Raw genomic sequence first — 26,738 nt, 5'->3', positions numbered from 1 at the left:
TAATCTTTTTTCGCTGCGCCACTGGACAAGCCGAATCACCTTTGATTCTTTAGCTGAAGATTCGGAAGTGCGGCGTCGCCGGATCGTCAAGCAGATTTAAGATCGGGGAGAGCCATTTATGGCGAAGGCGGACGCGTGGGGCGCGCCCGGAGGGACGGGTTTTGAGCAGCGTGAGGCGGGAAGCGACGGTCTCGCCGGCAATGCGCGGCTGATCGCCGAACCCGCCTACCGACGGCTTCTGGCAGCCGAGCCATTGCTGCGCCGATCGATACCGGCCCTCATCATCATTTTCCTGATTGTCATCGCGGCACTGCGGTTCCTGTCGCTGATGCACGAGCGCGACGACGTGGAACGCGACGCCAAGGCGATCCTCTCGCTCGCGGCGGGCCAACTGGCCAGTTCGATCAGCGTCGATGCGAACATGGCCTCGACGCCTGGCGCGACGCAGGACCTGTTGGAGGGCATCAGCCGTCAGGGCGCCATGGGTCGAAGCCACGTGCTTGCGGTCACCGACAGCGCGTTCAAGATCGTTGCCGTGACACCGCAATCGACGGGCTGGGAGGGGCGGTCGCTCGACGCCATCGCCCAGGGCGGTCAACCGCTGTTCATGTTCGGCGACCGCGCCGGGGTGATGGAGGTCAGCATCGGCGGCCAGGACTGGTATGCCGCGGTGAGCCTGGCAAACGGCAGGAATGGTGCTGCCGCAGCGCTCGTTCCGCAGGATGCGGTCTTCGACACGTGGCGCAAGACCGTTTCGCTCAACGTCACGCTGTTCGTGCTGACGGCCGGCGTGCTGATCATCGTCCTCTATGCCTATTTCGGCCAGGCGGCGCGCGCCCAGACCGCCGACCGCATCTATCTCGAAGCGCACCAGCGCATCGACATGGCGCTGGTGCGCGGCCGCTGCGGCCTGTGGGATTGGGACATGGTGCGCGGCAAGATGTACTGGTCGCGTTCGATGTACGACATGCTGGGCTATGAGCCCTGCGACACGATGCTGTCGTTCGGCGAGGTCGACGGGATCATCCATCCCGAGGACGGCGACCTGTTCCAACTCGCCAACAGGATCGTCGCACGTGAGATCGACCACATCGACCAAGTGTTCCGGATGCGCCACGCCGACGGACAATGGGTGTGGATGCGCGCAAGAGCGCAGGTGATCGACCCGGAAGCGCCGGAGATCCAGTTGATCGGCATCGCCGTCGACGTCACCGAGCAGCGGCATTTGGCGCTGCGCTCCGAGGCCGCGGATCTTCGCCTGCGAACGGCCATCGAAAACATCAACGAATCCTTCGTGCTCTGGGATTCGGCCCAGCGCCTGATCATGTGCAATTCCAAGTTCCAGCAGGACAACGGCCTGTCGGATCGCGACGTGATGCCGGGCGCCTCGCGCGCCGTTCTCGAAGATCGCATGCTTGCCTTCGCTTCGGAGCGCCGGCTTGCCAACACCAACGGGCAGCAAGGCGGCGTGACCTTCGAGCGGCAGCTTGCCGATGGCCGCTGGCTGCAGGTGAACGAGTTGCGGACCAGGGACGGCGGCACCGTCTCGGTCGGCTCCGACATCACCCAGATCAAGCTGCACCAGGAGAAGCTGGTCGACAGTGAGCGCCGGCTGATGGCGACGATCCATGACCTCAGCCTTGCCCGCCGGGCAGAGGAAGAGCGGTCGCGCGAACTGGTCGAGCTCAATCACAAATACATGAAGGAAACCGAGCGCGCCGAGGCCGCGAACCGGGCCAAATCCGAGTTCCTGGCCAACATGTCACATGAATTGCGCACGCCGCTCAACGCGATCATCGGCTTCTCCGAACTGATGGAACAGGCGCTGTTCGGGCCCCTGGGTTCGCCGCGCTACGAGGAATACGCCACCGACATCAACGGCAGCGGCAAATATCTTCTGGGCGTCATCAACGACATCCTCGACATGTCGAAGATCGAGGCCGGCCAGTTCTCGATGGATCAGGAGGAAATCGACCTCTGCCCGCTGATGCGGGAAACGGTGCGCGTCATCTCGCTGCAGGCGGCGGAAAAGTCGATCACCGTCGAAACACGCATCCCCGATTCGCTGACGCTGTTCGCCGACCGCCGGGCGATCAAGCAGATCATCATCAACCTGCTGTCGAATGCGGTGAAGTTCACCGGCCAGGGCGGCCGCATTGCGGTAAGGGCCCGCAACACCTCCAGCGCTCTGGTGCTGACGATCGAAGACAATGGCTGCGGCATCCCGAAGGAGGCGCTGAGCAAGCTCGGGCGGCCGTTCGAGCAGGTGCAGAACCAGTTTTCCAAGAGCCATGCCGGTTCCGGCCTTGGCCTTGCCATCTCACGCTCGTTGGCCGAGCTTCAGGGCGGCGCCTTGAAAATCCGCTCCACCGAAGGCACCGGCACGATCGTGTCGGTGCGCATTCCGACCAGGAAGCCGACGCAGCCAGTCAGGGCCGCCGCCTGACTAGTGAATAGTGAATAGTGAATAGTGAATAGTCAGTAGTGAATATCTAATTCCATTCACCATTCACCATTCACCATTCACTACTCATTCACACGAAGCAAAAAGCCAAAATCCTTCCTGACATTTTGCGACATCTCCTTGAGGTGCGCTTCCAGCACGCCGAAATCCGGCAGGTCGGTGACCGCCAGTAGCAGATCCGAAAGCCCCGGCGGAACGTCGTCGCGTTCGAATACGCCGGTGAGGCAGAGCCGCGTCATCTGGGTCAGCGCCAGATAGAGCGCATAGGCATCGCAAAGCTCCTGCCTGACCTGGGCCTCGGCGAAATCCGGCGCCAGCCTCGACAGCACGTCCGCCGTCCCGGTGGCCCGGCGGCCCGCTTCGACCTTTCCCGTGATCACCGCCACCTGCGCGATGAATTCGAGATCGATGAGACCACCCGGAATCAGCTTGATGTCCCAGAGATCGCGCGGCGGTTTTTCCTTCTCGATCATCGCGCGCATCTCGGCCGCCTCGGCCATCACCTTGGCGCTGTCGCGCGGCAGGGCAAGCACCTGTGCCACTTCGGTCTCGACCTCGGCGCATAGCGCTTGATCGCCGCCGATCGCGCGGGCCCTTGACAGCGCCATATGCTCCCAGGTCCAGGCGTCCTTGCGCTGGTACTTCTTGAAGGCATCGACATGGGTCGCCACCGGCCCCTTGTTGCCGGACGGCCGCAAGCGAAGGTCGAGTTCGTAGAGAACGCCCTCGGCGGTCGGCGCGGACACCGCAGCGATCAGCCGCTGCGTCATCCTGGCGTAATAGTGCGACGGGGCGAGCGGCTTGTCGCCATCGGATTCTTCGGCATCGGCGTCGTGATCATAGAGCAGGATGAGGTCGACGTCTGAGCCGGCCGTCAATTCGCGGCTGCCGAGCTTGCCCATGCCGAGCAGCGCAACCGTGCCGCCGGCGATGCGACCGTGGCGTAGCGCGAACTCGGCGATGACCGCCCGCAGCGCCGCGTCGATGGTGAGATCGGCCAGATCGGAAAAAGCACGGCCGGCGCGCGCCGGATCGATCGAGCCGGCAAGCAGCCTGACGCCGATCAGGAATTTTTGCTCGGACGCAAAGATGCGCAAGCGGTCGAGCACGTCCTCATAGGCCCTGTCGCCTTCGAGGAACGCGGCGAGACGGCCGGACAGATAGGCGCGGTCCGGCAGTTCGGTCAAAAGGGCCGGATCAAGCAGGCCGTCAAACACGTGCGGCCGGCGTGTGATGATGGCGGCCAGCCGGGGCGCCGCGCCCATGATGGTCGCCAGCAGCTTCAGCAGAGCCGGATTGGAGTGGAGCAGCGAGAACAGCTGAATGCCGGCGGGCAGACCGGCAAGGAATTCGTCGAAGCGTATCAACGCCTCGTCCGCGCGGCGCGTCTGGCCGAAGGATTGCAGCAGCGCCGGCGTCAGTTCGGTCAACCGCTCGCGCGCCTCGGCTGACTGGGTGACGCGATAGCGGCCGAAATGCCAGCCGCGGATGACGCGGCAGATGTCGCTCGCCCGCTGGAATCCCAATCTCTGCAGGGTCTGCAACGTATCGGGGTCGTCGACATCGCCGGTAAAGACCAGATTGCCGATGCCAGCCGAAAGCTCGGGCGCGGTCTCGAAAAGCGCTGCGTAGTGGCGTTCGACCTGATGGAGTGCGGCGCGGAACGCCTCGGCAAAGGCCGCCGCATCGGCAAAACCGAGCAGGCGGGCAATGCGTTCGAGCCCTTCGTCATCGTCCGGCAGTATGTGGATCTGCTCGTCGGCGACCATCTGAACGGCGTGCTCGACGCGGCGCAGGAGCCAGTACTGCCTTGTGAGCGTATCGCGCGCATCGGCAGTGATCCAGCCGCGTGCCGCAAGCTGGCCAAGCATCGGCACCGTCTCGCGGCCGCGCAGTTCGGGGAAGCGGCCGCCGGCGATGAGCTGCTGGGTCTGGACGAAGAACTCGATCTCGCGGATGCCGCCGCGGCCGAGCTTGACGTTGTGGCCCTTCACCGCGATCTCGCCAAGACCCTTGTGGGCGTGGATCTGGCGCTTGATCGAATGGACGTCGGCGATCGCCGCATAGTCCATGTATTTGCGCCAGATGTAGGGCTGGAGCTCCTTCAGGAACGCAGTGCCGGCGGCGACATCGCCGGCCACCGGACGCGCCTTGATCATTGCGGCCCTCTCCCAGTTCTGGCCGCGCGCCTCGTAGTAGCGCAGCGCCGCCTCGACCGGGATCGCCAGCGGCGTCGAACCGGGGTCGGGACGAAGCCTGAGGTCGGTGCGGAAAACATAGCCGTGTTCGGTGCGGTCCTGGAGCATGCGGACCAGCCGGCGGGTCAGGCGCGAAAACAGCTCCGTCGCATCGAGCGGATCGACGACTGCTGGCGCTTGCGGGTCGAAGAAAACGACGAGGTCGATGTCGGAGGAGAAGTTCAGCTCATGCGCGCCAAGCTTGCCCATGCCGAGCAGGATCCAGCCCGACCGGCGCGCCGGATCCTCGAGATCCGACCGTTTGAGCTTGCCTTGTCGGTGCGCGTCGCGAAGCAGGAAGTCGACGGCAGCGCGGGTGCAGGCGTCGGCAAGATCGCTCAGCCGCCGTACTGTGATTGCAGTTTCGGCCTCGCCTGCAAGATCGGCCAGCGCGATCAGGACATGCGCTTCCGCTTTCCATTGCCGCAGCTCCATCATCAGGCCGTTCTCAGAGATGGCTTCCGCCCGCGCGGCCTTGTCGATGGCGGCGCCGATCGATGCCAGCCGGGCCTCGACGGTCTCATCGAAAAGCGCATCCAGGATCTGCGGGCGGCGGCGCACCGTGTCGCGCAGGAACGGCGACAGGTCGAAGACTGCCGCGAGAAACTCCTGGACGGCGCCCTCGCCGGCCAGGAATTTCGCCAGCACGGCAAGCCCCTCTTCCTGCGCTGCGGAAGCGATCTCCGACAATTCCCGCCGGGCTCGGTTCTGATCCAGAGGCACGAGCCTTGCCGCCGGCTTCAGAAGCCAGTGGGTGTGTCCCGCAGCCGCCTTCACCGCCATCAGCGATCCTCCCGTTCGGGAAAACTCATGACGACGGATAATCCAGGATTGGCGGGCAGGAGATCAAGCCGCCCTTTGTGGAATGTCATGATCGCCTTGGCGAGGCTGAGGCCGAGACCGGAACCCGGCTGCGAGCGGCTCTTCTCCAGCCGCACGAAACGCTCGGTCGCCCTGGCGCGATCGGCATCGTCGGAAATGCCCTGGCCGTTGTCGGTGACGGAAAGCCTGATTTCGCTGCCGACGCGATCGAGCGCCACGCGAACGGTCGGCTTGGCTGTCGAGTCGGTCGAATATTTGATCGCGTTGTCGACGATGTTCGATAGCGCCTGGCCGATCAGCTCGCGATTGCCTTCAACGGCGAAGCCGTCCTGCACAGAGGTCTCGAGTGTCACTCCCGCCTCCTCCGCCACCGGCTCGTAGAGCTCGACGACATCGCACACGGAAGCAGCCAGATCGACCCGGCTGGTGATTTCTGAGGAATAGCCCGCCTCCAGCCTCGAGATCATCAGGATGGCGTTGAAGGTCTTTATCAGATGGTCGGACTCGGCGATTGTCGCTTCCAGCGCCTGCCGGTAGTCGGCGGAGTTGTGCTTGCCGGAGAGCGTCGCCTCGGCGCGGTTGCGCAGCCTGGTCAGCGGCGTCTTCAGATCGTGGGCGATGTTGTCGGAGACCTGCTTCAGCCCTTCATTCAGCGTGGCGATCCTGGCCAGCATGGAATTGAGATTTTCGGAGAGCCGATCGAACTCGTCGCCGGCGCCGGTGACCGGCAGCCGGCCGGAAAGGTCGCCGCCTAAGATGCGGCGACTGGCCTGCGACACCGAGTCGATGCGCTTCAGCGCCGCGCGGCCGACGAAGAACCAGATCAAAATTCCGCCAAGCGCCATCATGCCGAGCGCCAACGTCAAGGCGCGGCGGATAACGGCGCGGAACCGCTCAGGCTCGCCGAGATCGCGGCCGACCAGCATGATCATCTGGTTCGGCAGGCGCAGCACCAAGGCAATGGCGTTGTGGCCCTTCTCGCCTTCGACCTGGACTTCGCTCTGGCTGGGTTCGTTCGGGTCGGCGATCGGATTGCGTTGCCGCTCGAGCTCGCCCTCGCCAAAGCGCCGGTAGGAAAACGGCTCCGTCGTCCAGCCCTCGGCCACGAGAACGCCGGGTTCCAGGCTCTGCACGTTGCCGGTCAGGATCTGGCCGTTGGCATCGGCGATCAAATAGAGATTGGCGCCGGGCTGGCGGGAGCGCTGCTCGACCACCCGGACCAGCAGCGGCAAGCCGCCGCGCTGATAGACCCGGGCGAGTCCGAGCACCTCATCGTTGATGGTCTCCTGCGTCTGGCCGGTCAGCATGCGCGCCGACAGCGAGGTCATGTAGAAGACGAGCAGCACCGCACAGATGGCGAACAGCAGGAGATAGAGCGCCGAAAGCCGCGCTGCCGTCGTCTTCATGATGGCCGGCATGGAAAGGGCCATGCTAGCCGCTCTTGAGCATATAGCCGGCGCCACGGACCGTGTGCAGGATGGGCTTGTCGAAGCCCTTCTCGATCTTGCCGCGCAGCCGCGAGACGTGAACGTCGATGACGTTGGTCTGCGGATCGAAATGATAGTCCCAGACATTTTCCAGCAGCATGGTGCGGGTCACCACCTGGCCGGCATGGCGCATCAGATATTCGAGCAGGCGGAACTCGCGCGGCTGCAGCGTAATCTCGCGGGCCGCGCGCCGTACCGAATGCGACAGCCTGTCGAGTTCGAGGTCGCCGACCCGGTAGACGGTTTCGGCCTCCCTGGCGCTGGCGCGGCGGTTCAGCACCTCGACCCGGGCCAGAAGCTCGGAAAAGGCATAGGGCTTGGTCAGATAGTCGTCGCCGCCGGCGCGCAAGCCGGTGACCCGGTCGTCGACTTCGCCGAGCGCCGACAGGATCAGCACCGGCGTAGTCTTGCCTCGGGATCTAAGACCGGCGATGACCGACAGGCCGTCGCGGCGCGGCAGCATGCGGTCGACCACCATCACGTCATAGTCGCCGGAGTCAGCGAGCGCGAAGCCGGTTTCGCCGTCGCCGGCGACATGGGCGGTATGTCCGGCCTCGGTAAAGGCTTTCTGGAGGTAATCGGCCGCTTCGCGATCGTCTTCTATGACGAGAATCTTCATGGGACCGTTATACGCGATTTCGCTGGAAGATTGAGTGGCCGGCATAGGCATCATGGCCTCAAGGTGTATCGCGAACAAAATGATTCAAGAACGAGCAGTAAGTCTTTGTTTTATAATGTTATTGGCGTCGAGCCGCCGCATCCTCGGATTTGGGCGACATGCTTTATTGTTTGAGCATGTCGTCATCCCCAAACCGCTTCACACTTTGGGCGACTGCTCTGTTGTTCGAGCGGCAGCGGGCGATGGGCGCCCGCTGCCGCTGGGGCGGAACACGATGACTGACTAACGTATTCAAGCCCCGTGCTTTCCCATGCTACGGCTCGGGTGTTTGAAACCGCCGCATCGGAAGAGTCTGGAACGTCAGCCCTTGGCGACAGGCAGCGCGACGAAGCGGTTGCTGTCGTCGCGGGTGATCTGCATCAGCACCGCCTTGCGGCCCGACTTCACCGCGTCGGCCATGGCCTTGGCGACGTCCTCGGTGCCATTGACCTCCGTCGAATTGACCGAGGTGATGACATCGCCGGGCTGGATGCCGCGATCGGCGGCATCGCTGTCGGGATCGACATCGGTCACCACAAGCCCTTTGCCATCGTCGGACCTGGTGACGGTGAGACCGAGGTCGGCCAGCGTATCGGCCTTTGGCGGAGCCGAAGGCTGCTGGTCGGCCGAAGCCTGCTTGTCACTCGAAGGCAGCGTGCCGAGGTCGACCTTGACCGTTTCACTCTTGCCGTCACGCCACAGCGTGACGTCGACCGGCTTGCCGGGCGGGTAGGCGCCGATCAGACGGGCGAGTTCCTTCGGCGAAGCGACGTCCTTGCCGTCCACCTGAGTGATGACGTCACCAGCCGATATGCCGGCGTCCTTGCCGGGACCATCGTCCTGGGCGCTGGAAACAAGAGCGCCCTTATCGGACTTCAGCCCGAGCGATTCGGCGATTTCGGAGGTGACCGGCTGGATCTCGACGCCAAGCCAGCCGCGCTGGACGGTGCCGTCCTTCATCAGATCCTGAACGACCTGTTTGGCGGTCGAGGCGGGAATGTCGAAGGCAATGCCGACGCTGCCGCCGGACGGCGAGAAGATCGCGGTGTTGATGCCGACGACCTGGCCGTTGAGGTTGAAGGTCGGGCCACCCGAATTGCCGCGGTTCACCGAGGCATCGATCTGGATGAAATCATCATAAGGACCGGCGCCGATGTCGCGACCACGGGCCGAGACAATGCCGGCAGTGACTGTGCCGCCGAGGCCGAACGGATTGCCGACGGCCACCACCCAGTCGCCGACGCGAACCTTTGAATCATCGGCGAAGTCGACATAGGTGAACTTGCCGTCGCCTTCGACCTTGAGCACTGCGAGATCGGTGCGCGGATCTGTGCCGACCAACTTGGCGTCGAGTTCCTTGCCGTCATGCATCACCACCGTGAAGGACGAGCCCTCTCCGACGACATGGTTGTTGGTGACGAGGTAGCCATCCTCGGAGATGAAGAAGCCGGACCCTTGAGCGACCGGCCGCGGCTGGCGGTCACCACGTCCGAAACGTCGCATCCCATCCCGGCCATCCTGATCGCCAAAGCCACGGAACTCCCTGAAGAAGCGGCGCAATTGCGGATCGTCGGGGAGATTGCCGAAGGCGTCGGGCAGGTCAGAGCCATCGTCGGCGGTCGATTCTATCTTGGCTTTGACGCGGACACTGACGACCGCCGGCGAAACGCGCTCGACCACGTCGGCGAAGCTCGGGACCTGAGGCGCCTCGACACGCACGGCCTCGGCCAGGACGGGGGCTGTCCCGGTGGCAACCGCGCCGAAGCCGATCGCGCCGGCAATGGCCACTGATGCGGCGGCAGCCATCAGGCGTTTGCGGGTGCGGGAATGTGAATTGGGGGCAATATTCATGGGTCTCGTATCCTCTTTCAAGGGATGCGCTTCGGTCGGCATCCTCGGCCAAGAGAAATAGAGGCGCGCACATTACGGCGCCATTTCCAGTGCATGAAACTTTGGTAATGTTTGCAGGCACCAACCCTTTGGTTGCGCCCGCCCGTTGCCCTATGTTGTACACAGTTCAGCACAAGGCTTTCACCATGACCGCAAGCGCCATCATGACGATTCGGGTTTCGTCCGAAACCAAGCTGAAGCTGGAGCGGATCGCCGCCGACACGCGGCGCAGCAAATCCTTCCTCGCGGCCGAGGCGATATCGGCCTATGTCGATCGCGAGCTTGAGATCATCGAAGGCATCAAACGCGGCATGGCCGATGCGGCAGCTGGCCGTGTCGTGCCGCACGACGAAGCCATGGCGGAAATCGACGCCATCATCGAAGCGTCGGAAGCCAGGCGCGCAGACAAGGCTTGAAGCGGTTCGTCACCTGGTCGCGAGACATCGTGACACGGCCGTGGCCTTGGCGGCGGGGCGGCCGGGCCGAATTAGTTACCCAGCACCTTGTCCAACGCTGCCTTCTCCTCGGCGGTGAGCATGGCCGCAGGCGTTGAACGGCGCGACCGGGCGGTCAGCACGATGAAAATCCCGCCGGCAAGCAGCAGGAGGACCGGCGTGCCCCACAACAGCGCATTGCGCAGGCTGAAGCGCGGCTTCAACAGCACGAACTCGCCGTAGCGGGAAACGATGTAGTCGATCACCTGCCGGTCGGTATCGCCGGCGACCAGGCGCTGGCGCACCAGCACGCGCAGGTCGCGGGCAAGGTCGGCGTCGGATTCGTCGATCGACTGGTTCTGGCAAACCATGCAGCGCAGCTCCTCCGAAAGCGTCCGTGCTCGCGCCTCGAGCGCCGGGTCGGCCAGAACCTCGTCCGGCTTCACCGCAAGTGCGGCGCCGGCAAACAACAGCGTCAGCAGCAGGATCAAGGAGGCCAGTGAAGTTTTTCTTGCGGTCATGGCAGGCTCGCCGAAGGCATGGCGCCCGCCGATCTGCGGCGGCGCGACGGTGCGCCGACGCGCAGCCGCCGGTCCATCAGCGACATCGCAGCACCTGCCATCATGACAAGGGCGCCGCCCCAGATCAACGTCACCAGCGGCTTCCACCACAGCCGCACCACGACGGAGCCGTCGGTCGCCTCGTCGCCAAGCGAGAGGTAGAGCTGGCTGAAACCGATCGTCTTGATACCGGACTCGGTCGTCGTCATCTGCCGGACCGGATAGGAGCGCTTGGACGAGGTGATCACGGCGGTGGTGCTTCCATCAGCGCCGAGCAGGGCGAAGCGGCCGCGATCCTCGCTGTAGTTAGGCCCCTGGGCCGGATAAAGCCCTTCGAAGCGCAGTGTGTGGCCGGACAGTTGCACGGTCTCGCCGGCACGCATCGACAGTATCTTCTCGGTGCCGAAGCAAAGTGTGCCGACGATGCCCAGCGTCGTCAGCCCAAGACCGAGATGGGCGAGCGCGGTGCCGAAGACCGAACGCGGCAGGCCGGCGAAGCGCCTGAACACGACGCCGGGCGCGACACTGCCAAGGCCGGACTTGACGGCAATATCGGTGAGCGCGCCGCAGATCAGCCAGAAGGCCAGGCCGACGCCAAGTGCAGCGAACACCGACGAGCCGTCGATGAACAAGGCCGTCACCAGCACGGCCAGAAGCGCGGCGGCGAAGGCCGCCATCAGCCGCTGGGCGACGGCGAGAATATCGCCGCGCTTCCAGGCCAGCAGCGGCCCGAACGGAACCGCGACCAGGAGCGGCACCATCAGCGGGCCGAACGTCAGGTTGAAGAACGGCGCGCCGACCGAAATCTTGTCGGCCGAAACGGCCTCGACGACCAGCGGATAGAGCGTACCGATCAGCACGGTGGCGGTGGCCGTGGTCAGGAACAGATTGTTGAGGACCAGCGCCCCTTCGCGCGAGATCGGATGAAACAGGCCGCCGGCCGTCAACCTCGAGGCGCGAAAGGCGAACAACGCCAGTGAGCCGCCGATGAACAGTGTCAGGATGCAGAGAATGAACACGCCGCGCGTCGGATCGGTGGCGAAGGCGTGGACGGAGGTGAGCACGCCGGAGCGCACCAGGAAGGTGCCGAGCAGCGACAGCGAGAAGGTCAGGATCGCCAGCAACAGCGTCCAGATCTTCAGGGCCGAGCGCTTTTCCATGACGATCGCCGAATGGAGCAGCGCGGTACCGGCCAGCCAAGGCATGAACGAGGCGTTCTCGACCGGATCCCAGAACCAGAAACCGCCCCAGCCAAGTTCGTAATAGGCCCAGTAGGAACCCATGGCGATGCCGCCGGTCAGGAACATCCACGCGACCAGCGTCCATGGCCGCACCCAGCGCGCCCAGGACGCGTCGATGCGGCCTTCGATGAGGGCGGCGACCGAGAAGGAAAAGCAGATCGAGAAGCCGACATAGCCGAGATAGAGCAGCGGCGGATGGATGGCGAGGCCGAGATCCTGCAGGATCGGGTTGAGATCGCGGCCCTCGATCGGCGCCGGATTGAGCCTGGCGAACGGGTTGGACGTCGCCAGGATGAACAGCAAGAAGGTGGCGCCGATCGCGCCTTGCACGGCCAGCACGTTGGCTCGAAGGGTCGCTGGAAGATTGCTGCCGAAAACAGCGACGAGCGCCCCGAAGAAGCTCAGGATCAGCACCCAGAGCAGCATCGAGCCCTCGTGATTGCCCCATGTGCCGGTGATCTTGTAGATCAGCGGCTGCAGCGAATGCGAGTTGTCCCAGACGTTGGCCACCGAAAAGTCGGACGTCGCATAGGCCGTCGCCAGTGCCGCGAAGGACAGAGCGGTCAAGGCGAAGCCGGTCACCGCGACCGGACCGCCGACGGCCATCATCTTCTGGCTGTTGATACGCGCGCCGAACAGCGGCACCAGCGCCTGTACCAAAGACAGCGCAAACGCCAGGACCAGCGCGAAATGTCCGGTTTCAACCATTGTGGCCAAGCCCGCCAGGTTTTTGTTTTGCCGCAGGGTCTTGCCGCAAAACCGTGGGAACCCTCGTGTCAAGCCCGAGGGCAGGCTTTTGCGGAACCTGCTTAGTCACTTTTTGCTCTCCTGCCACACGCCCCTGGACTTGAGGCCGTCGGCCACCTCCTTGGGCATATAGTTCTCGTCGTGCTTGGCCAGCACGCTGTCGGCGACGAAGACGCCGTCCGGGCGAAAAATGCCTTCAGTGATGACGCCCTGCTCCTCGCGGAAAAGGTCGGGAAGAATGCCGGTGTAGGTGACCTTGACCTGCTTCTGGTTGTCGGTCACCGAAAAGGCGACGGTGGTCCCCTGACCGCGCTCGATCGTGCCTTTTTCGACGAGGCCGCCGAGCCTGATACGCTGCCCGGGCTGCAGGCTGGCGGCGGTCAGATCGGCGGGCATGTAGAAGTAGGAGGCCTTCTGGCCGAGCGCGTAGAAGGTCAGGCCGGTGGCGGCACCGAGGAAGGCCAACCCTCCGGCGATCACCGACAGTCTTTTCTGCTTGCGCGTCATTTTTTACTCCGTCGCCGTCAGGCCAAGCGAGGCGGCAAAGGCGGTGAATTTCTTCGCTTCGTCACTATCGGAGCCAAAAACGGCGATACCGCGATTGAGCGCGTCGCGCGCCTGATCGGCCTTGCCCAGCACGACATAGGAACGAATAAGCTGCATCCATCCTTCCACATCGCGCGGGTTTTGCCGCAGTTTTTCATCAAGCCCCGCAACCATGGTGTTGATCATCGCTTCCCTATCCTGCGGCGACATCGACGCGGCGGCATCGACATCCCCGGCGTTCGGGCCTTTTGCAGGTACTCCCGAAGCGACGCTGCGCCTGGCGGATTCGGCCAGTGCCTGCTCGACGGCGCCGCGCCAGGGCGAGTCCTGTGGCAAGGCCGCGAGCATTTTCTGCCAGCCAATCGTCGCCTCCTCGATGCGGCCTTCCTGCGCCATGCCCATCGCCAGATAAAAGCTGGCCTTCGGATTCGCCGGATCGAGCTTCAGCGCCGCCTCGAAGGCGGCCTGAGCATCGGCCGAGACAATGCCGCCCGCTTCGCTGGCGATCGCCTCGCCGAGGCCGGCCTGGCGGGCTGCGCTGTCGCCGTCGAGGCGAATGGCGTTGCGGTACGCCGTCACCGCGTCGGAGAATCGCTGCATGCGCAGATAGATTGGCGCCAGCACGTCCCAACCCCTGGCATCGGACGGGTTGGCGGCAAGGTGGGCCTCGGCGCGTGCCACCAGTTCGTCGACCGAACTGTCGGCGGGATTCTTGGCCAGTCGCTCGCTGAGTGGCTGCGACGGCAGATCGGGCGAGCCGAGTTGGCTGTACAAGCCCCAGCTGACCAGCGGGACCGCCAGGACCGCAGCCGTCGCAACCAGCCTGGTCGCCATCGATGGCTGCCGCGCCGCTGCCTTGTCGGCGGCATTGTCGAGGCGAAGGATGCGGCGGGCGATCTCCGCACGCGCCTCTTCGGCCTCGGCCGGCTGGATCAGGCCACGTGCCACGTCGCGGTCAAGCTCGGACAGCTGGTCGCGATAGACTTCAAGGTCATGATCGCTGCTTGGCGAACCACCCTTCGGGCCGCCGGCCAGCGGCAGCAGCACCGCCAGGCTTGCACCCAGCGTGAGAATGGCGGCGATGACCCAGAACAGCATGCTTCTTCCAATAACGGCAGAGCCCTGCCCTGCCAACACAGGCGTCCTGCGACGCTTTGGACGGCAGATGCGTCGCATGTCCTTGATTGATGTCAACCGGACCTAAAGCGCGTCGCGATCGACCGGCGTCATGCGACGCGCCTTAGATAGTTGTTTTCATGCATATCGTCATCGCAAGATCGCTGCACACCCTCGATTCAGGCCCGAGGGCATGCTTTTGCGCGATTCTTGTTTTTATGCATGTCGTTATCGCAAAACCGCTGCACACTTTTGCGCGACATGCATTATCCGGCCGGTCGTTACGTCAGCGGCGTCCAGCTGCCATCGGCGTTGCGGCAAGCGGTTCCGCGCGCGGTGGCGCCGGCGGCGCCTGTAAACACCGTATGGGTGTATTGTCGGCAGTCCTGCGAGCCGACACGATAGGGCTGGGCGGGCACGACTTCACCGTAATGCGCCGACCGATCGCTCTTCCACGTCACCTTCTGGCTGCTCGCCGTGTACTCGAGCGCCCTGTATTCCGCCTCCAGCGCCTTGCGCTTTTCGGGGCCGCTCAAGCCGGTACCGATCGATCCGCTGACGAGGCCACCGCCCATGGCGGAAATAACCGTCGTCGCGATCTTGCCTTCACTTGGCGGCGTTGCGGCCGGCTGCGGCGCCACCGTGAGGCCAGGGTTCCTGCCCAGCGTCGTGCAGCCGGAAACGGCCAGCAGTGCGGAGACGAGCGCGACGCGAATCTTCATGCCAAAAACCGGTCTCTTGAGTTAAAGCTGGGGGGCCGCGCCATCGGGGAAGTCGGCGTGGCCATAGTGTCGATGTTTGTCGGAAATTTGGCCGCGGCCGACGGCTCCGGGACCAGTCGACATGCCGCCATATCACGCACCGTCGATCAATGTCGACTGGCCCAGCAAAAGCATAGGCCTAAAGCGCGTCGCGTTTGGCCGGCCTCGTGCGACGCGCTTCAGGTTGTTGTTTTTACGCATGTCGTTATCGCAAAACCGCTGCACACTTTTGCGCGACATGCATTAGTGAAGGCTCCGCAATCGAACCACCGCCTTCAACCCGCCCATGCTGGACCGTTCCAGAGCCAGAACGCCTCCGTATTCGTTGACGAGGTCGGCGACAATGGCAAGTCCAAGCCCGGTGCCCGGCCTTGTCTCGTCGAGACGCCGTCCGCGCTTCAGCGCCTCGCGTGCCTTGTCTTCTGGAATGCCCGGGCCGTCATCCTCGATGCTGATCTCGAACAGGATGACAGCACCCTCCTTGCCGGAGCCAGTCTTCTTGCCGGGGATTGGCGCCACCGATACCGCGACCGCGCTCTTTGCCCATTTCATGGCGTTGTCGAGCAAATTGCCAAGCAATTCTTCCAGATCCTCGCGTTCGCCGGCAAAGACGATATCGACTGCCGGCAGCGAAAGCGAGAGAGCGGTCTGCGGATTGAGTTTTTGCAGCACGCGCACCATGCGCTGGACCAGCGGCGCCACCGGCGTGCGGTAGACGACGCTGTCACGTTGCGCCGCAACGCGGGCGCGCTGCAGATAATGGTCGATCTGCTTCTGCATCGAGGCGGCCTGTTCGGCTATGAGCTGGCCCTTGGCGCCGCCGAGCGCCCGTCCCTCGTTGATCAGCACCGCCAGCGGCGTCTTCAGCGAATGGGCGAGGTTGCCGACCTGCGTCCGCGAGCGCTCGACGATACGCTTGTTGTTTTCGATCAACGCGTTGGTCTCGTTGGCGAGCGGCTCGATCTCGGCAGGGAAGCGACCGTCGAGCTTTTGCGCGGTTCCTTCGCGCACCATGGCGAGAGCGTCCCTGACCCGGCGCAATGGCTGCAGGCCCAGCAGGATGGCGATGGCGTTGATGGCGATCATGCCGACGCCGAACAGCGAAAGATAGGTCAGCAGGCGACGCTGAAAGGCGCTTATCTCCTGCTCGAGCTCGGTCCGGTTGCCCATGACGCGGAAGCGCGCTGCGCGATTTTTCGCGTCGAGAACGAACTCGCTCTCGAACACTTCCAGTTCCTCGCCATCGATGCCTTCTGTCGTATAGCTGCGCTGGAAGCTGGCATTGAAAGGAACCTCGGCGACGCTTGGCGACAGGATCGCCTTGGTCATCGAGGAGGAGTGCAACTCACCACTCACGCCTTCCGACGCAGGCTCCACCGACCAGTACCAGCCGGAATTCGGCTCCGAGAACCGAAGGTCGCCCAGGTCGGGAGCGCCGGTCAGCGAACCGCCTTCGGACACGCCGACCGAGCCGATCAGATTGAACAGATGCGCCGACAGCAGGCTGTCGAAACCGCGCTCGCTCGCCTGGCGATAAAGGGTGGTAATCAGCGTGAAGATGACAATCAGGGTGAGTATCGCCCAGACCGTGGAAAAGGCGATCACCCGGAACGCCAGCGAACGCGGCCCGAACCGCAGTGAAAGCGGCGTCCTTGCAGTCTGTCTGAGCGGTTCCGCCTTACGCCTCCGGCTCACGCATCCGATAGCCCATGCCGCGAACGGTTTCTATCATGTCGATGCCCATCTTCTTGCGAAGCCGCCCGACAAAGACCTCGATTGTGTTGGAATCGCGGTCGAAATCCTGATCGTAAAGGTGCTCGACCAACTCGGTTCGGGACACGACCTCGCCCATATGGTGCATCAGATAGGCAAGCAGGCGAAATTCGTGCGACGTCAGCTTCAACGGCACGCCGTCGACATCGGCCTTGGAGGCTTTGGTGTCGAGCCGCAGCGGTCCGCAGGTCAGTTCGGACGACGCATGGCCGGCCGCGCGCCGGATGAGCGCTCGGACCCTGGCCAGCACCTCTTCGATGTGGAACGGCTTGGTGACATAATCGTCGGCGCCGGCGTCGATGCCGGATACCTTGTCGCTCCAGCGATCGCGCGCCGTCAGAATCAGGACCGGCATCTTGCGGCCGCCGCGCCGCCAGCGTTCGACCACGCTGATGCCGTCCATCTGCGGCAAGCCGATGTCGAGCACCACGGCGTCATAGGGCTCGGTGTCGCCAAGGAAATGCCCTTCCTCACCGTCGAAAGCCCGGTCGACAACATAGCCGGCATCGACCAGCGCGTCTGATATCTGCCGGTTCAGGTCCTTGTCATCTTCGACGACGAGTACGCGCATGCGGGAATCATACCCAGTTGAAGAATCGGCCTGTTGAAAAATCGGCCTGTTGAGGAGCTGGACGTCAGATATAGGCCGATTCCAGCGCCTGGGATACGGCAGGCATCAGTTCAGCGGAACGACGATCTCCGTGCGGCGCGGACGCTGCCCATCCTTGCCCGGAACCAGCACGACGATGACGCAGACCGGCTGGCCACCGCGCGTCGACTGCGACGCCTTGGCCAGCGTGCCGCCATTCTGCTCGGCGACCTGCTGACCGATCGCGTAGCAGTCGGAGGCGGCCAGGACGATCGGCCGGTTCTGCTCGGGCACGACGACCGGCAGCGCCGTCGCCTGCGACGCAAACAGACCGGCAGCGCAGAGAGCAAGTGTCGCGGTTGGGAAGTGGGAGCGAAGCGTTTTCATGATCAGCGTCCTAACGCATCGGTGCTGAACGTGATATGAACATTGCCTGCAACACATGCCTGTCTCACCCCGCTGAAATGCGACACAACCAACCCCGGTGATTTGGCCGCCCCAACCCGGCAAATCCAAGCGCCAGTCTAGACTGTGTTGCAGCCTCATTGAAAGCGCGTCAGGCGTTTTCTTCCGTCACGGCACGAAAGCGCAGCAGCCCGTGACAGGCTGAAAGATCCTCGTCGTAACGGACCTCGGTGAATTCGAGCCTGAGATTGACGCGGTGATGCTCGTCGAGCGCCAGCGCCGCATCCTGGAGGCGGGCCTTTACCATGTCCATCACGTCGCGCATTTCTTTCCTGGCCTCGGATTTCGACCAAAAATGCAGAGTGAAAAGCTGCTCGGCGTCGTTCTCCCTGCCTGTTACCCAGTCATAGACGCTGGTCCGGCCGAACGTCACATAGGGAAACGGGATGTTTTCCGGGGCATGGTCGAATAGTTTTGCGCCGCCCAACGCCGCTGACAGGGAACCGTCAGCGTCCAGCGCCTGGAACAAGGCCTTCTGCAACGCGGCAGCCGGCGCGGTCATTGTATTCTCCCTCGCCCGTCGCGGCTGAACAGGCCTTCACCCGACAGATTCCGCCTGCAGCGTAGCCGCGTTGAAATTCTGCCGCCAGATCCCGGGATTTCCAAGGCCGCGATCGCGCGGACAGTCGGGATTTATCGAAAATCGGCTGCGGTCAGCACATACATGCTCTTGCCGGTACGGGTATAAGCGTTCCTTGCGACGTCATGTATGGGACCGACGGCCGAATCGAAGGCGGCGAGATATGTGGCTTCAGCTGTCGCCGTCCCCGGCGACGCCGTCGAGATGGCGTCTGCATGGACAAAGAAAGATATCTGGCACATGCCATCATAGCCGACGAAGCGGATCCGCCGGCTCGCCTCGTCGTAGCTTCGGCTTAGGTTTGGAAATGTCAGGCTCATGACTTGATGCCGTCAAGCGGCCCCCGCTTTCTTGCCTGCCGCCCGCTTTTTCTTGGGAGCGACGGGATTGAGGGCTTCCGCCGCACGGTCGGCCTCTTCCTTGGCCAGCCGCAGCGCCCGCAACTTTTCGGTCTTGATGGTCCTGGCCTTGGCCTCGGAAATATATTCGGCCGTAGCCTGGTTTCGCTCGGCGGTTTTCTTCTGCTTCTCCATGAAGCGCGCTTCAGCTTTTTCCATGATATTCTGATTGGGTTCCGCCATCGATAAAATCTCCTTTTAGCTGAGGTGATGAAAATTAGTTTCTCACCTAAAATAGGAACTCGGAACGGAAAAACCAATTTTCAGGATGTTTTTGATTGAACAAATGCTTGAAATGACATTGTGAAATAATACCAAATTCATTCGCACAGAACTGAATGCGGCACCGACTGCTCACGTACGCCCGCTCCGATCAGCGCTAGCCTGGGCTCACGGCCGCCATCTATTCGGGCAGGGACGCTGCGCTGATCCTCACGAGACCGGTGCTGCGCCACCCTCTTCCGTGCGCCGCGCAATGAATTCGTCGAGAACACTTGATGTGGCAGCGGCGCAAGCCGGCGGCCGAAAATCGGCCAGCAGCCGTTTCCAGATGCCGGTGGCGCGCTCCGTGGCGGTTCTTGACCCGGCCTGCGTCCAGTTGCCGAAATTCGACCAGTCGGCGACCAGCGGTTCGTAGAATGCGGTGCGGTAGCGCGCCATTGTGTGCCCGGCCGAGAAGAAATGCCCGCCCGGCTGCACTTCGGCGATGGCGTCGAAGCCGATCGCGGCCTCGTCGCCGGGCGTCGCCGCGCAGAGTTCCGCGATGGTCTGCAGCGCCTCGATATCGGTGATCAGCTTCTCGAACGAGACGCTCAACCCGCCTTCGAGCCAGCCGGCAGCATGGATGCAGACCGTCGCGCCGGCGAGCACCGAACCCCACAGCGCGAACTGCGTTTCGTGGGCTGCCTGCGCGTCCGAAATGTTGGCGGCACTGCCGCCGCCGGACCGCCAGGGAAGGCCGGTGAAGCGTGCAAGCTGACCGGCGCCGAGCGTCGCTTTGACGTGCTCCGGCGTGCCGAAGGCCGGCGCCCCGGACTTCATGTCGACATTGGAGGAGAAGGAGCCATAGACGACCGGCGCGCCCGGCCGCACGATTTGGGCCAGCGTCAGCCCGGCCAGCGCTTCGGCGTGCTGCAGCGTCAGCGCGCCGGCCACGGTGATCGGCGCCATGGCGCCGGCCAGGCAGAAGGGCGTGATGATCAGCACCTGCCCCGCCTTGGCAAAGTCGATGATGCCTTGCGCCATCGGAATGTCGAGTTGACGCGGCGAGTTGGTGTTGATGACGGTGTAGCAATGAGCGCCCGAACGGAATTCGTCCTCCGACAGGCCGCGCGCCAGCCGCAGCATCTCGAAGCCGTCCTCGACCTGCGGCGTGCCGCGCGCGAAGACGAACGGCAGTTTGTCGGAGAGCGTCAACTGCGCGCGGTTGACGGCATAATGGCGGAAGCGGTTGTCGATGTCCTGCGGCTCGATGCAAGGTCCCAGCATGTGCAGCACGTCGAAATGCTGCACCAGGCGGATGAGATCCTCGAAAGCGGCAAGCGTTCCCGGCCGCCGGCCGTGCTCCAGATCGGTGACGTTCGGCGCCCCGGATCCTGCCAGGAACGTCATCGAGCCGAGTTCGAGCGTCAGGTCGCGGGCACGGTCACCGGCATGGACGCGGATCGATTTCGGCGCCGAGCCCAGCGCCGCCGAGACGATATCGCGGCCGATGCGCACTATCTGGCTGTCCTCGTCGACCAAAGCGCCGGCACGGGCAAGAATAGCGCGCGCCTCCGGCAGCAGCACCTTGACGCCGAGTTGCTCGAGCACGCGCAGCGCCGTGTCGTGGATCGCGGCGACCTGGTCGGCCGAAAAGATCGGCTGCGGCAGAAACGGGTTCTTCAGCGAACGATAGTCCGGCCGGCGGCTGGTCTCGCTGCCGGCCTCGCCGGTTCGTCCGCGCCTGCGTTCGCGCCTGAGGTTGCGTGCGGCGTCATCGACCATGGCGGATACTCCTCATTGCCGTATTGCCCTGCGTTGCGGATCGTAGGCAGGAGCCGCGATGACGCGCGTTGGCCGCTCGGCCCAGTTCGTTGAGGCAGACAGGATACTTGCACTGTACATATGTGTCTAGTACGGTTGTATGCAGTTCGCCCTCATGCCTATTGTGCGGCCATGACCATGATTTCTCCGCAGCACGAGCCGGCGCCCGGCAACACCAAGGTGACGCGCCGGGACTGGATCAATCTTGCGCTCCAGACACTGATTTCAGACGGCGTCGAAAGCGTGCGCGTGCTGCCGCTTGGCCTGAAACTCGGCGTATCGCGCTCAAGCTTCTATTGGTATTTCGAGAGCCGTCAGGACCTGCTCGACCAGTTGCTTGCGCATTGGCGGGACACCAACACCAAGTCGATCATCGAACGCGCGCAGCGGCCGGCCGAAAGCATCATCATGGGGGTCATGAACGTGTTCGAATGCTGGGCCGACGAGCGCCTGTTCGATCCCAGGCTCGACTTTGCCATCCGGGAATGGGCGCGTCGCTCCGACGACGTGCGCCGGGCCATCGACCAAGCCGACAATGACCGACTGGGCGCGATCCGCGACATGTATCGCCGGCATGGCTACGGCGAAGAGGATGCCTTCATCCGCGCCCGTGTGCTCTACTACATGCAGATCGGCTATTATGTGCTCGACCTCAAGGAACCGGTCGAGGCGAGAGTCAGTCATCTCGCCGCCTATCTGCGCAGTTTCACCGGCCAGGAGCCAAGCGATGCCGACGTGGCGCATTTCATGCGCTTTATCGCGGCGCGTTAAGTGGGTGCGAGGTGGCAGAGGTCGCAGGCCCGACCCTGGTATCAACAAACTGTACCGCGAAAGCCCCCTCACCCTTGTGAGCGTGGCCAAAATGGACAAATAGTCTGGTATGAGTGCCGCTTCTCAGTGGGAGGCGTAGCCGCAGCCGGATCTTGGAATGGCCAGTCCTTTGAAAACACGCAGGAGAAGGGGTCCGATTGCCGCAAGACTGCTGGCGGCGGATGCGTGGTTCGATTCCTCGCTCTACGAGACCGGCTTCAAGGCGCGCCGGTTCTGGGAAGCGGCCACCATTTTTTTCCGGCGCTTCCGCGTCTCCGGCTGGCGCCGCGGCATCATCGAACTGTTGAGCGAAGGTTTCACGCTCGGCGCCGGCGGCATCGTCGTCATGCTGGCGCTCGCCTTGCCGGCCTTCCAGGAAACCGCCGGCGACTGGCGCGCCCAGGGCGATTTCGCCATCACCTTCCTCGACCGCTACGGCAATGAGATCGGCCAGCGCGGCATCATCCAGCGCGATTCGGTGCCGGTCGACGAGATGCCCGACCAGGTCATCAAGGCGGTGCTGGCCACCGAGGATCGGCGTTTCTTCGATCACTACGGCATCGACGCGCTCGGCCTTTCGCGCGCGATCTTCGCGAACGTGCGGGCGAATTCCGTGGTGCAGGGCGGTTCGAGCATCACCCAGCAACTGGCCAAGAACCTGTTCCTGACCAATGAACGGACGTTGGAGCGCAAGGTCAAGGAAGCCTTCCTGGCGCTGTGGCTCGAGGCCAATCTGTCGAAGAAGGAGATCCTGCAGCTCTATCTCGACCGCGTCTATATGGGCGGCGGCACGTTCGGCATCGAAGCGGCCGCCGATTTCTATTTCGGCAAAAGCGTCAAGGATGTGAACCTCGCCGAAGCGGCGATGCTGGCCGGCCTGTTCAAGGCACCGACCAAATACGCGCCGCACATCAACCTGCCTGCTGCCAGGGCGCGGGCCAATGTGGTGCTGTCGAATCTCGTCGAAGGCGGCTTCATGAGCGAGGGTCAGGTGCTGCAGGCGCGGCTGCATCCGGCTGAAATCGTCGACCGCGGCGAGCAGAAGAGCCCGGATTACTACCTCGACTGGGCATTCGAAGAGGTCAAGAAGATCGTCGCGAAGTCCGGCCAGCATTCGCTGGTCGCCCACACCACTTTCGACGCCAACATCCAGAAGGCGGCGGAAGAATCGATGGAGTTCCATCTCCGCCAGTTCGGCAAGGAATACAACGTCACCGAAGGCGCCATGGTCGTCATCGAAACCAATGGCGCAGTCAGGGCGATCGTCGGCGGCCGCGACTACGGTGCCAGCCAGTTCAACCGCGCCACCAAGGCGCTGCGCCAGAGCGGCTCGTCGTTTAAACCCTACGTATACGCAACGGCGATGGAGCACGGCTTCACGCCGGACTCCATCGTTTCCGGCGCGCCGATCTCCTGGGGTGCCTGGTCGCCGCACAATTACAATGACGGACGGGCCGGCAAGGTCACGCTGATCACGGCGATGGCCAAATCGGTCAACACCGTGCCGGTGCGGCTGGCCAAGAATCATCTCGGCATCAAGCCGATCAAGGCGATGGCGGAAGCCATGGGCGTCGAATCGCCGCTCGAATCGCACAAGACGATGGTGCTCGGCACATCGGGCATGACCGTCATGGACCAGGCGACAGGCTTTAGCGTGTTCGCCCAGAACGGCTTAGTCGGCTCCCGGCATGGCGTCACCCAGCTCGTCACCCGCACCGGCGAGGTGGTTTACGATTTCGCCAAGGATGCGCCGCCGCCGCGCCGTGTGCTCTCGGAGCAGGCGCTGAAATCCATGAACACCATGCTGGCGGCGGTGCCGGTGATGGGCACGGCGCGGCGCGCTGCGCTTCCCAATATCGTTTCGGCCGGCAAAACCGGCACAACGCAGTCTTACCGCGACGCCTGGTATGTCGGCTTTACCGGCAACTACACGGCTGCCGTGTGGCTCGGCAATGACGACTTCACCCCGACCAACAACATGACCGGCGGCTCGCTGCCGGCGATGGTTTGGCAGCGGCTGATGGTCTATGCGCACCAGAATATCGACCTCAAGCCGATCCCCGGCCTCGATCATCCCTTCGTCGACGAAGAGATCGCCGCCAAGGCCGAGGAAGCGGAAAAGAAGAATGCCGAGCAGGCAGCGGCCGACACTGCCGCCGAGCGGCCGCCGGTGCTGTCCAGCCAGACGACGCGGGCGCTCAGGGACATCACCAGGCTGTTCCAGTCGGCGCCCGTCCTCCAGGCGCCTGCGACACCGGAGACGCTGTCGGCGCTTTGATGCCGGCACGACGGGCCAGGCCATCCCTCGCGCCGCAATTCCACAGAGGTCCGCTTGCCATGGCCCCCTGCCCCGCGATATCCCCGAGCGGCACTCCTCTTGCCCGCGGCTCTTCATGCTCAAGAACGCATTCCTGACGCTCCTCGCGCTTGCCATAGCCATCGGCGGCGGCGGCGGCAGCGTCTGGTACGCTCTCAAGACGCAGGATGGCATTGGCGCGATCAGGATCGGCCAATGGACGGCGTTTCCCGATATCGGCACGCAGACGGCGGATCCTTATTCGAAAGCCCGCGTGGCGCGCGAGGGCGTCCTTGCACTCGGGCAGGCAGAAGGCCTGTCGTTTATCGCCGAACGCGATTCAGATGGCGAACTATTGAAACGCCAATGCGCCTATGAAATCGAAGGCGGGTTTCCCACAGCCCGGTTCTGGACCCTCTATGCCGCCGATCGGTCGCTCGGCGTGGTCGAGACCGGCAAGCCAAGGCTTGCGTCACTTCAGTCCTACCAGGTGCTGCGCCAGCCCGACAATTCCGTGCTTATTTCCGTCAGCAACCGCCCCGCGCCCGGCAACTGGCTGCTTTCCGACGGCTTCGGCCGGATGTATCTCGTGCTGACATTCTACGACACGCCGATCGCCAGCAGCACGGGCCTTTCGGATGTCACGCTGCCGCAGATCGTAAAGGTCGGCTGCAATGCGTAGGCTGCTGCACGCGATCCTGCTCGGCCTGCTTGGCGCCGGCATCGTACACATCATCGTGCTGCTGCTCGCCCCGGAATTTTCCGAACGCAATGCCTGGTCGCGGCTGGCCATGGCCTCCAACCTTTATCGGATGACCAGGCTGGACGCTGAGGCCGGCGGTACGCCTGTGGTGAAATCGGTCGATCCGCTGTTTTATGCTGCGGCTTGCCGCTTCGATCTGTCCGATGGGATGGTTCGGGTGAAGGCACCGGGAAACGTCCCGTTCTGGTCCGTATCGGTCTATGACCGCAGCGGCCATAACATCTACTCCTTCAACGACCACAGTGCGACCGGAAGGGTGCTGGACAGTATCGTACTGACGCCGGCGCAGATGATCGAGATCCGCAAGGATCTCCCGGAGGAATTGCAAGGGGCAATCTTCGTCGAAGCGCCGATCGACGAAGGCATGTTCGTCATCCGCTCCTTCGTGCCCGACGACAGCTGGAAGCCGACCGTGTCGCGGTTTCTCGAGCAGAGTTCCTGCGAGCTGCAGGACTACTGACGTCAACCGAGACATGCCGCCGGTTGCGGCCCATGCCTTGCGAGCCGCCGCGGCGCTCGTTCAAGGGGATAGAGCATCCTTTGCGTGCCCAACAGGGCGCGGCTAATCCATTCAGCCGCGACGCGCTTCAATGATGCGGAACAGGCAACGTCCCCGACGTCCCCGGCATCGTCCTTGACGAACCCGGCTTGTCCGGACCGGCGCCTGGCCGCGCCTCGCCCGTCAGTGGCGGTTGCTCGTAGCGGACGCCGGGGAAAATGATCACCGCCGCCGGCGCTCCGGTGTTTCGGTCTGCTCGATTGGTTGCCGCCGGTCGCGGCACGAAAGACAGTACCATGCCCATGGTTCGTGCATTCCTCTCGGTTGCCCCGGAGCACAACGCAACGCCTCCAATCTGATTAAGGAGCCAGTAGGTTAACGGAACGCTAACGGATCGCCGCTAATTTGATCTTTGTTCTGAGGTCAGGAAGTCCTGACCCGTGGCAAATGCGAAACCGACACAGTCCCGGTCGAGCATGGTCCAGATTGTGTCGAGTGTCAGGCGTATCCTTCGTGTCATCTGCGGATTTCAGGCAAATCGCTATACGGGCTGAACCGGGAAAGGCCGAAAGGCTGTTCCGCGCCACGGTGTCGGCGTTCTGTTCGCTGACCCGCCCTTCGCGCCGGGAGATCGCGCAACTTGAGGATCTGACGCTGCCGCTTTTCGCCGATGTGTCGGTCGAATCGCGCCGCTACGTCGCCGCCGCCCTTTCCGAATGCGAATATGCGCCCGCTGCGCTGGTCCGGCGGCTTTGCGAGGAGCCGGTCGACGTTGCCGCGCCGCTGCTCATCCGCTCGCGCGCGCTCAGCGATATCGACCTCATCGCGCTGATCGGCCGCCATGGCCTGCCGCATGCGCGCGCCATTGCGCGCCGCAAGGATCTGAACCCGACCATCGCCCACCTGATCAGGGCGCTTGAAAAGCCGACGCTGGTGAGCGTGCGGCAGCCTGAGGCGAACGCCAAGGCGGTGCCCGAAAGCGCCGAAGTCGTCGCCGACAGCCAGCAGGTGCCCGGCGCCGCCGCCGAGACTGCACGGCGCCGGCTGCGGTCGATGATGCGTGATGCCGAGAGCGGCGGCGCGACGATCAATCCGTTCGCCGGCGCTAACACCTACCTCAAACTGCGCGAGACGGCGCTGACCGGCAATGCCGCATTCTTCCAGACAGCACTGGCCGACGCGCTCGAGATCGATTTTTCAACGGCGCGGTCGCTCACCGCGAACCAGAACTACACGTCGCTGCTGGCCGCCCTGCGCGCGCTCGATCTCGGCGAAGAGAGGGCGTTCCTGATCACCGCCGCCGTCTATCCCACAGAGTTCTCGCATCCGCAGGCCATCCGCATCTTCCTCGACCGCTACCGGCTGCTGCATCGCGACGCAGCGCTGGACAGGCTACGCGGCTGGAAAGCCGAGACACTGTCGAAGGCCATTCGCAATGCCGGACCGATCGCGGCTAACGCCGACGTCCGCAAAGCGGACAGCGACAATGCTGCCGCCAGCCCTAAAGCGCGTCGCGTTTGACCCGCAGTCGCGCCTGAAAAGAGATTCAAGCGAACGCTCTAAGCCTTTGTCTGCAT

At 63.6% G+C, this 26,738-nt stretch carries 23 protein-coding genes; 7 read left to right on the top strand and 16 right to left on the bottom strand.

Annotated elements, in window-relative coordinates:
• The first annotated feature begins 118 nt into the window (after positions 1–118).
• On the top strand, positions 119–2,446 hold the full coding sequence (locus AC0L3H_RS01955; RefSeq protein ID WP_473584290.1) for a PAS domain-containing sensor histidine kinase: 2,328 nt from the start codon (positions 119–121) through the stop codon (positions 2,444–2,446).
• 80 nt (positions 2,447–2,526) lie between these two features.
• On the opposite strand, the gene AC0L3H_RS01950 is transcribed toward AC0L3H_RS01955, so the two are convergent.
• The 4 genes from AC0L3H_RS01950 to AC0L3H_RS01935 all read right to left on the bottom strand — a co-directional run bounded on the left by AC0L3H_RS01950 (position 2,527) and on the right by AC0L3H_RS01935 (position 9,519).
• The gene (locus AC0L3H_RS01950) at positions 2,527–5,484 is read right to left on the bottom strand and encodes a bifunctional [glutamine synthetase] adenylyltransferase/[glutamine synthetase]-adenylyl-L-tyrosine phosphorylase (RefSeq protein WP_473584289.1); all 2,958 of its coding nucleotides are present in this window, start codon (positions 5,482–5,484) and stop codon (positions 2,527–2,529) included.
• Positions 5,484–6,953 (bottom strand): sensor histidine kinase, encoded by a 1,470-nt coding sequence (locus tag AC0L3H_RS01945; protein ID WP_473584288.1) that lies wholly within the window; start codon positions 6,951–6,953, stop codon positions 5,484–5,486. Before AC0L3H_RS01945 ends, AC0L3H_RS01950 begins: the two co-directional genes overlap by 1 nt.
• Before the next feature lies 1 nt (position 6,954).
• Entirely contained in the window at positions 6,955–7,629 is a 675-nt protein-coding gene (locus AC0L3H_RS01940; RefSeq protein ID WP_023800810.1) for a response regulator transcription factor, read from the bottom strand.
• Positions 7,630–7,989: 360 nt separating this feature from the next.
• Positions 7,990–9,519 (bottom strand): Do family serine endopeptidase, encoded by a 1,530-nt coding sequence (locus AC0L3H_RS01935; RefSeq protein WP_473516797.1) that lies wholly within the window; start codon positions 9,517–9,519, stop codon positions 7,990–7,992.
• Between the two features lie 185 nt (positions 9,520–9,704).
• On the opposite strand from AC0L3H_RS01935, the gene AC0L3H_RS01930 reads away from it, so the two are divergent.
• The gene (locus AC0L3H_RS01930) at positions 9,705–9,974 is read left to right on the top strand and encodes a CopG family ribbon-helix-helix protein (protein ID WP_473509907.1); all 270 of its coding nucleotides are present in this window, start codon (positions 9,705–9,707) and stop codon (positions 9,972–9,974) included.
• A gap of 71 nt (positions 9,975–10,045) precedes the next feature.
• On the opposite strand, the gene AC0L3H_RS01925 is transcribed toward AC0L3H_RS01930, so the two are convergent.
• From AC0L3H_RS01925 to AC0L3H_RS01870, 12 genes are all read right to left on the bottom strand, one after another.
• The gene (locus AC0L3H_RS01925; protein ID WP_473584287.1) at positions 10,046–10,513 is read right to left on the bottom strand and encodes a cytochrome c-type biogenesis protein; all 468 of its coding nucleotides are present in this window, start codon (positions 10,511–10,513) and stop codon (positions 10,046–10,048) included.
• Positions 10,510–12,501: a heme lyase CcmF/NrfE family subunit gene (locus AC0L3H_RS01920; protein WP_473584286.1), complete on the bottom strand. Its 1,992-nt coding sequence runs from the start codon at positions 12,499–12,501 to the stop codon at positions 10,510–10,512. The genes AC0L3H_RS01925 and AC0L3H_RS01920 overlap by 4 nt, the downstream gene beginning before the upstream one ends.
• Positions 12,502–12,606: 105 nt before the next feature.
• Entirely contained in the window at positions 12,607–13,047 is a 441-nt protein-coding gene (gene ccmE, locus AC0L3H_RS01915) for a cytochrome c maturation protein CcmE (protein WP_473519967.1), read from the bottom strand.
• A gap of 3 nt (positions 13,048–13,050) precedes the next feature.
• Positions 13,051–14,184 carry a c-type cytochrome biogenesis protein CcmI gene (gene ccmI / locus AC0L3H_RS01910; protein WP_473584285.1) on the bottom strand — a complete coding sequence of 378 codons (1,134 nt, stop codon included), beginning with the start codon at positions 14,182–14,184 and terminating at the stop codon, positions 13,051–13,053.
• Positions 14,185–14,483: 299 nt separating this feature from the next.
• Positions 14,484–14,924 carry a hypothetical protein gene (locus AC0L3H_RS01905; RefSeq protein ID WP_473584284.1) on the bottom strand — a complete coding sequence of 147 codons (441 nt, stop codon included), beginning with the start codon at positions 14,922–14,924 and terminating at the stop codon, positions 14,484–14,486.
• Between the two features lie 282 nt (positions 14,925–15,206).
• Entirely contained in the window at positions 15,207–16,658 is a 1,452-nt protein-coding gene (locus AC0L3H_RS01900; protein WP_287228806.1) for an ATP-binding protein, read from the bottom strand.
• Positions 16,642–17,307, bottom strand: coding sequence for a response regulator transcription factor (locus AC0L3H_RS01895; protein ID WP_023800820.1), 666 nt, complete (start codon positions 17,305–17,307; stop codon positions 16,642–16,644). The genes AC0L3H_RS01900 and AC0L3H_RS01895 overlap by 17 nt, the downstream gene beginning before the upstream one ends.
• Before the next feature lie 105 nt (positions 17,308–17,412).
• Positions 17,413–17,712: a hypothetical protein gene (locus tag AC0L3H_RS01890; protein WP_023800821.1), complete on the bottom strand. Its 300-nt coding sequence runs from the start codon at positions 17,710–17,712 to the stop codon at positions 17,413–17,415.
• A gap of 169 nt (positions 17,713–17,881) precedes the next feature.
• Positions 17,882–18,292, bottom strand: coding sequence for a DUF3168 domain-containing protein (locus AC0L3H_RS01885; protein WP_473494130.1), 411 nt, complete (start codon positions 18,290–18,292; stop codon positions 17,882–17,884).
• Positions 18,293–18,423: 131 nt separating this feature from the next.
• Positions 18,424–18,690 (bottom strand): DUF1488 family protein, encoded by a 267-nt coding sequence (locus tag AC0L3H_RS01880; protein WP_473494129.1) that lies wholly within the window; start codon positions 18,688–18,690, stop codon positions 18,424–18,426.
• Positions 18,691–18,702: 12 nt separating this feature from the next.
• Positions 18,703–18,951 carry a hypothetical protein gene (locus AC0L3H_RS01875; protein ID WP_023800824.1) on the bottom strand — a complete coding sequence of 83 codons (249 nt, stop codon included), beginning with the start codon at positions 18,949–18,951 and terminating at the stop codon, positions 18,703–18,705.
• Positions 18,952–19,200: 249 nt separating this feature from the next.
• A complete protein-coding gene (locus tag AC0L3H_RS01870) occupies positions 19,201–20,754 on the bottom strand; it encodes a trimethylamine methyltransferase family protein (RefSeq protein WP_473584283.1) in 1,554 nt (517 codons plus the stop codon).
• Positions 20,755–20,925: 171 nt separating this feature from the next.
• Between AC0L3H_RS01870 and AC0L3H_RS01865 the strand changes: the two genes are divergently transcribed.
• The 5 genes from AC0L3H_RS01865 to AC0L3H_RS01845 all read left to right on the top strand — a co-directional run bounded on the left by AC0L3H_RS01865 (position 20,926) and on the right by AC0L3H_RS01845 (position 26,682).
• Positions 20,926–21,564 carry a TetR/AcrR family transcriptional regulator gene (locus AC0L3H_RS01865; protein ID WP_473584282.1) on the top strand — a complete coding sequence of 213 codons (639 nt, stop codon included), beginning with the start codon at positions 20,926–20,928 and terminating at the stop codon, positions 21,562–21,564.
• A 157-nt stretch (positions 21,565–21,721) separates the two neighbouring features.
• A complete protein-coding gene (locus tag AC0L3H_RS01860) occupies positions 21,722–23,881 on the top strand; it encodes a transglycosylase domain-containing protein (protein WP_473494126.1) in 2,160 nt (719 codons plus the stop codon).
• A 115-nt stretch (positions 23,882–23,996) separates the two neighbouring features.
• The gene (locus AC0L3H_RS01855; RefSeq protein WP_473584281.1) at positions 23,997–24,581 is read left to right on the top strand and encodes a DUF1214 domain-containing protein; all 585 of its coding nucleotides are present in this window, start codon (positions 23,997–23,999) and stop codon (positions 24,579–24,581) included.
• Entirely contained in the window at positions 24,574–25,122 is a 549-nt protein-coding gene (locus AC0L3H_RS01850) for a DUF1254 domain-containing protein (protein ID WP_027152781.1), read from the top strand. The genes AC0L3H_RS01855 and AC0L3H_RS01850 overlap by 8 nt, the downstream gene beginning before the upstream one ends.
• Before the next feature lie 552 nt (positions 25,123–25,674).
• On the top strand, positions 25,675–26,682 hold the full coding sequence (locus tag AC0L3H_RS01845) for a hypothetical protein (RefSeq protein WP_473494124.1): 1,008 nt from the start codon (positions 25,675–25,677) through the stop codon (positions 26,680–26,682).
• Positions 26,683–26,738 lie beyond the last annotated feature (56 nt).

It is taken from the genome of Mesorhizobium sp. WSM4816 (assembly GCF_055811535.1).
The sequence above is the reverse complement of the archived record's forward strand: the minus strand, read 5'-3'. Positions and strand labels throughout refer to the sequence as shown.

Coding starts and splice junctions, on each gene's coding strand:
- AC0L3H_RS01955 (WP_473584290.1), top strand. CDS start 119: ATGGCGAAGGCGGACGCGTGGGGCGCGCCCGGAGGGACGGGTTTTGAG.
- AC0L3H_RS01950 (WP_473584289.1), bottom strand. CDS start 5,484: ATGGCGGTGAAGGCGGCTGCGGGACACACCCACTGGCTTCTGAAGCCG.
- AC0L3H_RS01945 (WP_473584288.1), bottom strand. CDS start 6,953: ATGGCCCTTTCCATGCCGGCCATCATGAAGACGACGGCAGCGCGGCTT.
- AC0L3H_RS01940 (WP_023800810.1), bottom strand. CDS start 7,629: ATGAAGATTCTCGTCATAGAAGACGATCGCGAAGCGGCCGATTACCTC.
- AC0L3H_RS01935 (WP_473516797.1), bottom strand. CDS start 9,519: ATGAATATTGCCCCCAATTCACATTCCCGCACCCGCAAACGCCTGATG.
- AC0L3H_RS01930 (WP_473509907.1), top strand. CDS start 9,705: ATGACCGCAAGCGCCATCATGACGATTCGGGTTTCGTCCGAAACCAAG.
- AC0L3H_RS01925 (WP_473584287.1), bottom strand. CDS start 10,513: ATGACCGCAAGAAAAACTTCACTGGCCTCCTTGATCCTGCTGCTGACG.
- AC0L3H_RS01920 (WP_473584286.1), bottom strand. CDS start 12,501: ATGGTTGAAACCGGACATTTCGCGCTGGTCCTGGCGTTTGCGCTGTCT.
- ccmE (WP_473519967.1), bottom strand. CDS start 13,047: ATGACGCGCAAGCAGAAAAGACTGTCGGTGATCGCCGGAGGGTTGGCC.
- ccmI (WP_473584285.1), bottom strand. CDS start 14,184: ATGCTGTTCTGGGTCATCGCCGCCATTCTCACGCTGGGTGCAAGCCTG.
- AC0L3H_RS01905 (WP_473584284.1), bottom strand. CDS start 14,924: ATGAAGATTCGCGTCGCGCTCGTCTCCGCACTGCTGGCCGTTTCCGGC.
- AC0L3H_RS01895 (WP_023800820.1), bottom strand. CDS start 17,307: ATGCGCGTACTCGTCGTCGAAGATGACAAGGACCTGAACCGGCAGATA.
- AC0L3H_RS01890 (WP_023800821.1), bottom strand. CDS start 17,712: ATGAAAACGCTTCGCTCCCACTTCCCAACCGCGACACTTGCTCTCTGC.
- AC0L3H_RS01885 (WP_473494130.1), bottom strand. CDS start 18,292: ATGACCGCGCCGGCTGCCGCGTTGCAGAAGGCCTTGTTCCAGGCGCTG.
- AC0L3H_RS01880 (WP_473494129.1), bottom strand. CDS start 18,690: ATGAGCCTGACATTTCCAAACCTAAGCCGAAGCTACGACGAGGCGAGC.
- AC0L3H_RS01875 (WP_023800824.1), bottom strand. CDS start 18,951: ATGGCGGAACCCAATCAGAATATCATGGAAAAAGCTGAAGCGCGCTTC.
- AC0L3H_RS01870 (WP_473584283.1), bottom strand. CDS start 20,754: ATGGTCGATGACGCCGCACGCAACCTCAGGCGCGAACGCAGGCGCGGA.
- AC0L3H_RS01865 (WP_473584282.1), top strand. CDS start 20,926: ATGACCATGATTTCTCCGCAGCACGAGCCGGCGCCCGGCAACACCAAG.
- AC0L3H_RS01860 (WP_473494126.1), top strand. CDS start 21,722: ATGGCCAGTCCTTTGAAAACACGCAGGAGAAGGGGTCCGATTGCCGCA.
- AC0L3H_RS01855 (WP_473584281.1), top strand. CDS start 23,997: ATGCTCAAGAACGCATTCCTGACGCTCCTCGCGCTTGCCATAGCCATC.
- AC0L3H_RS01850 (WP_027152781.1), top strand. CDS start 24,574: ATGCGTAGGCTGCTGCACGCGATCCTGCTCGGCCTGCTTGGCGCCGGC.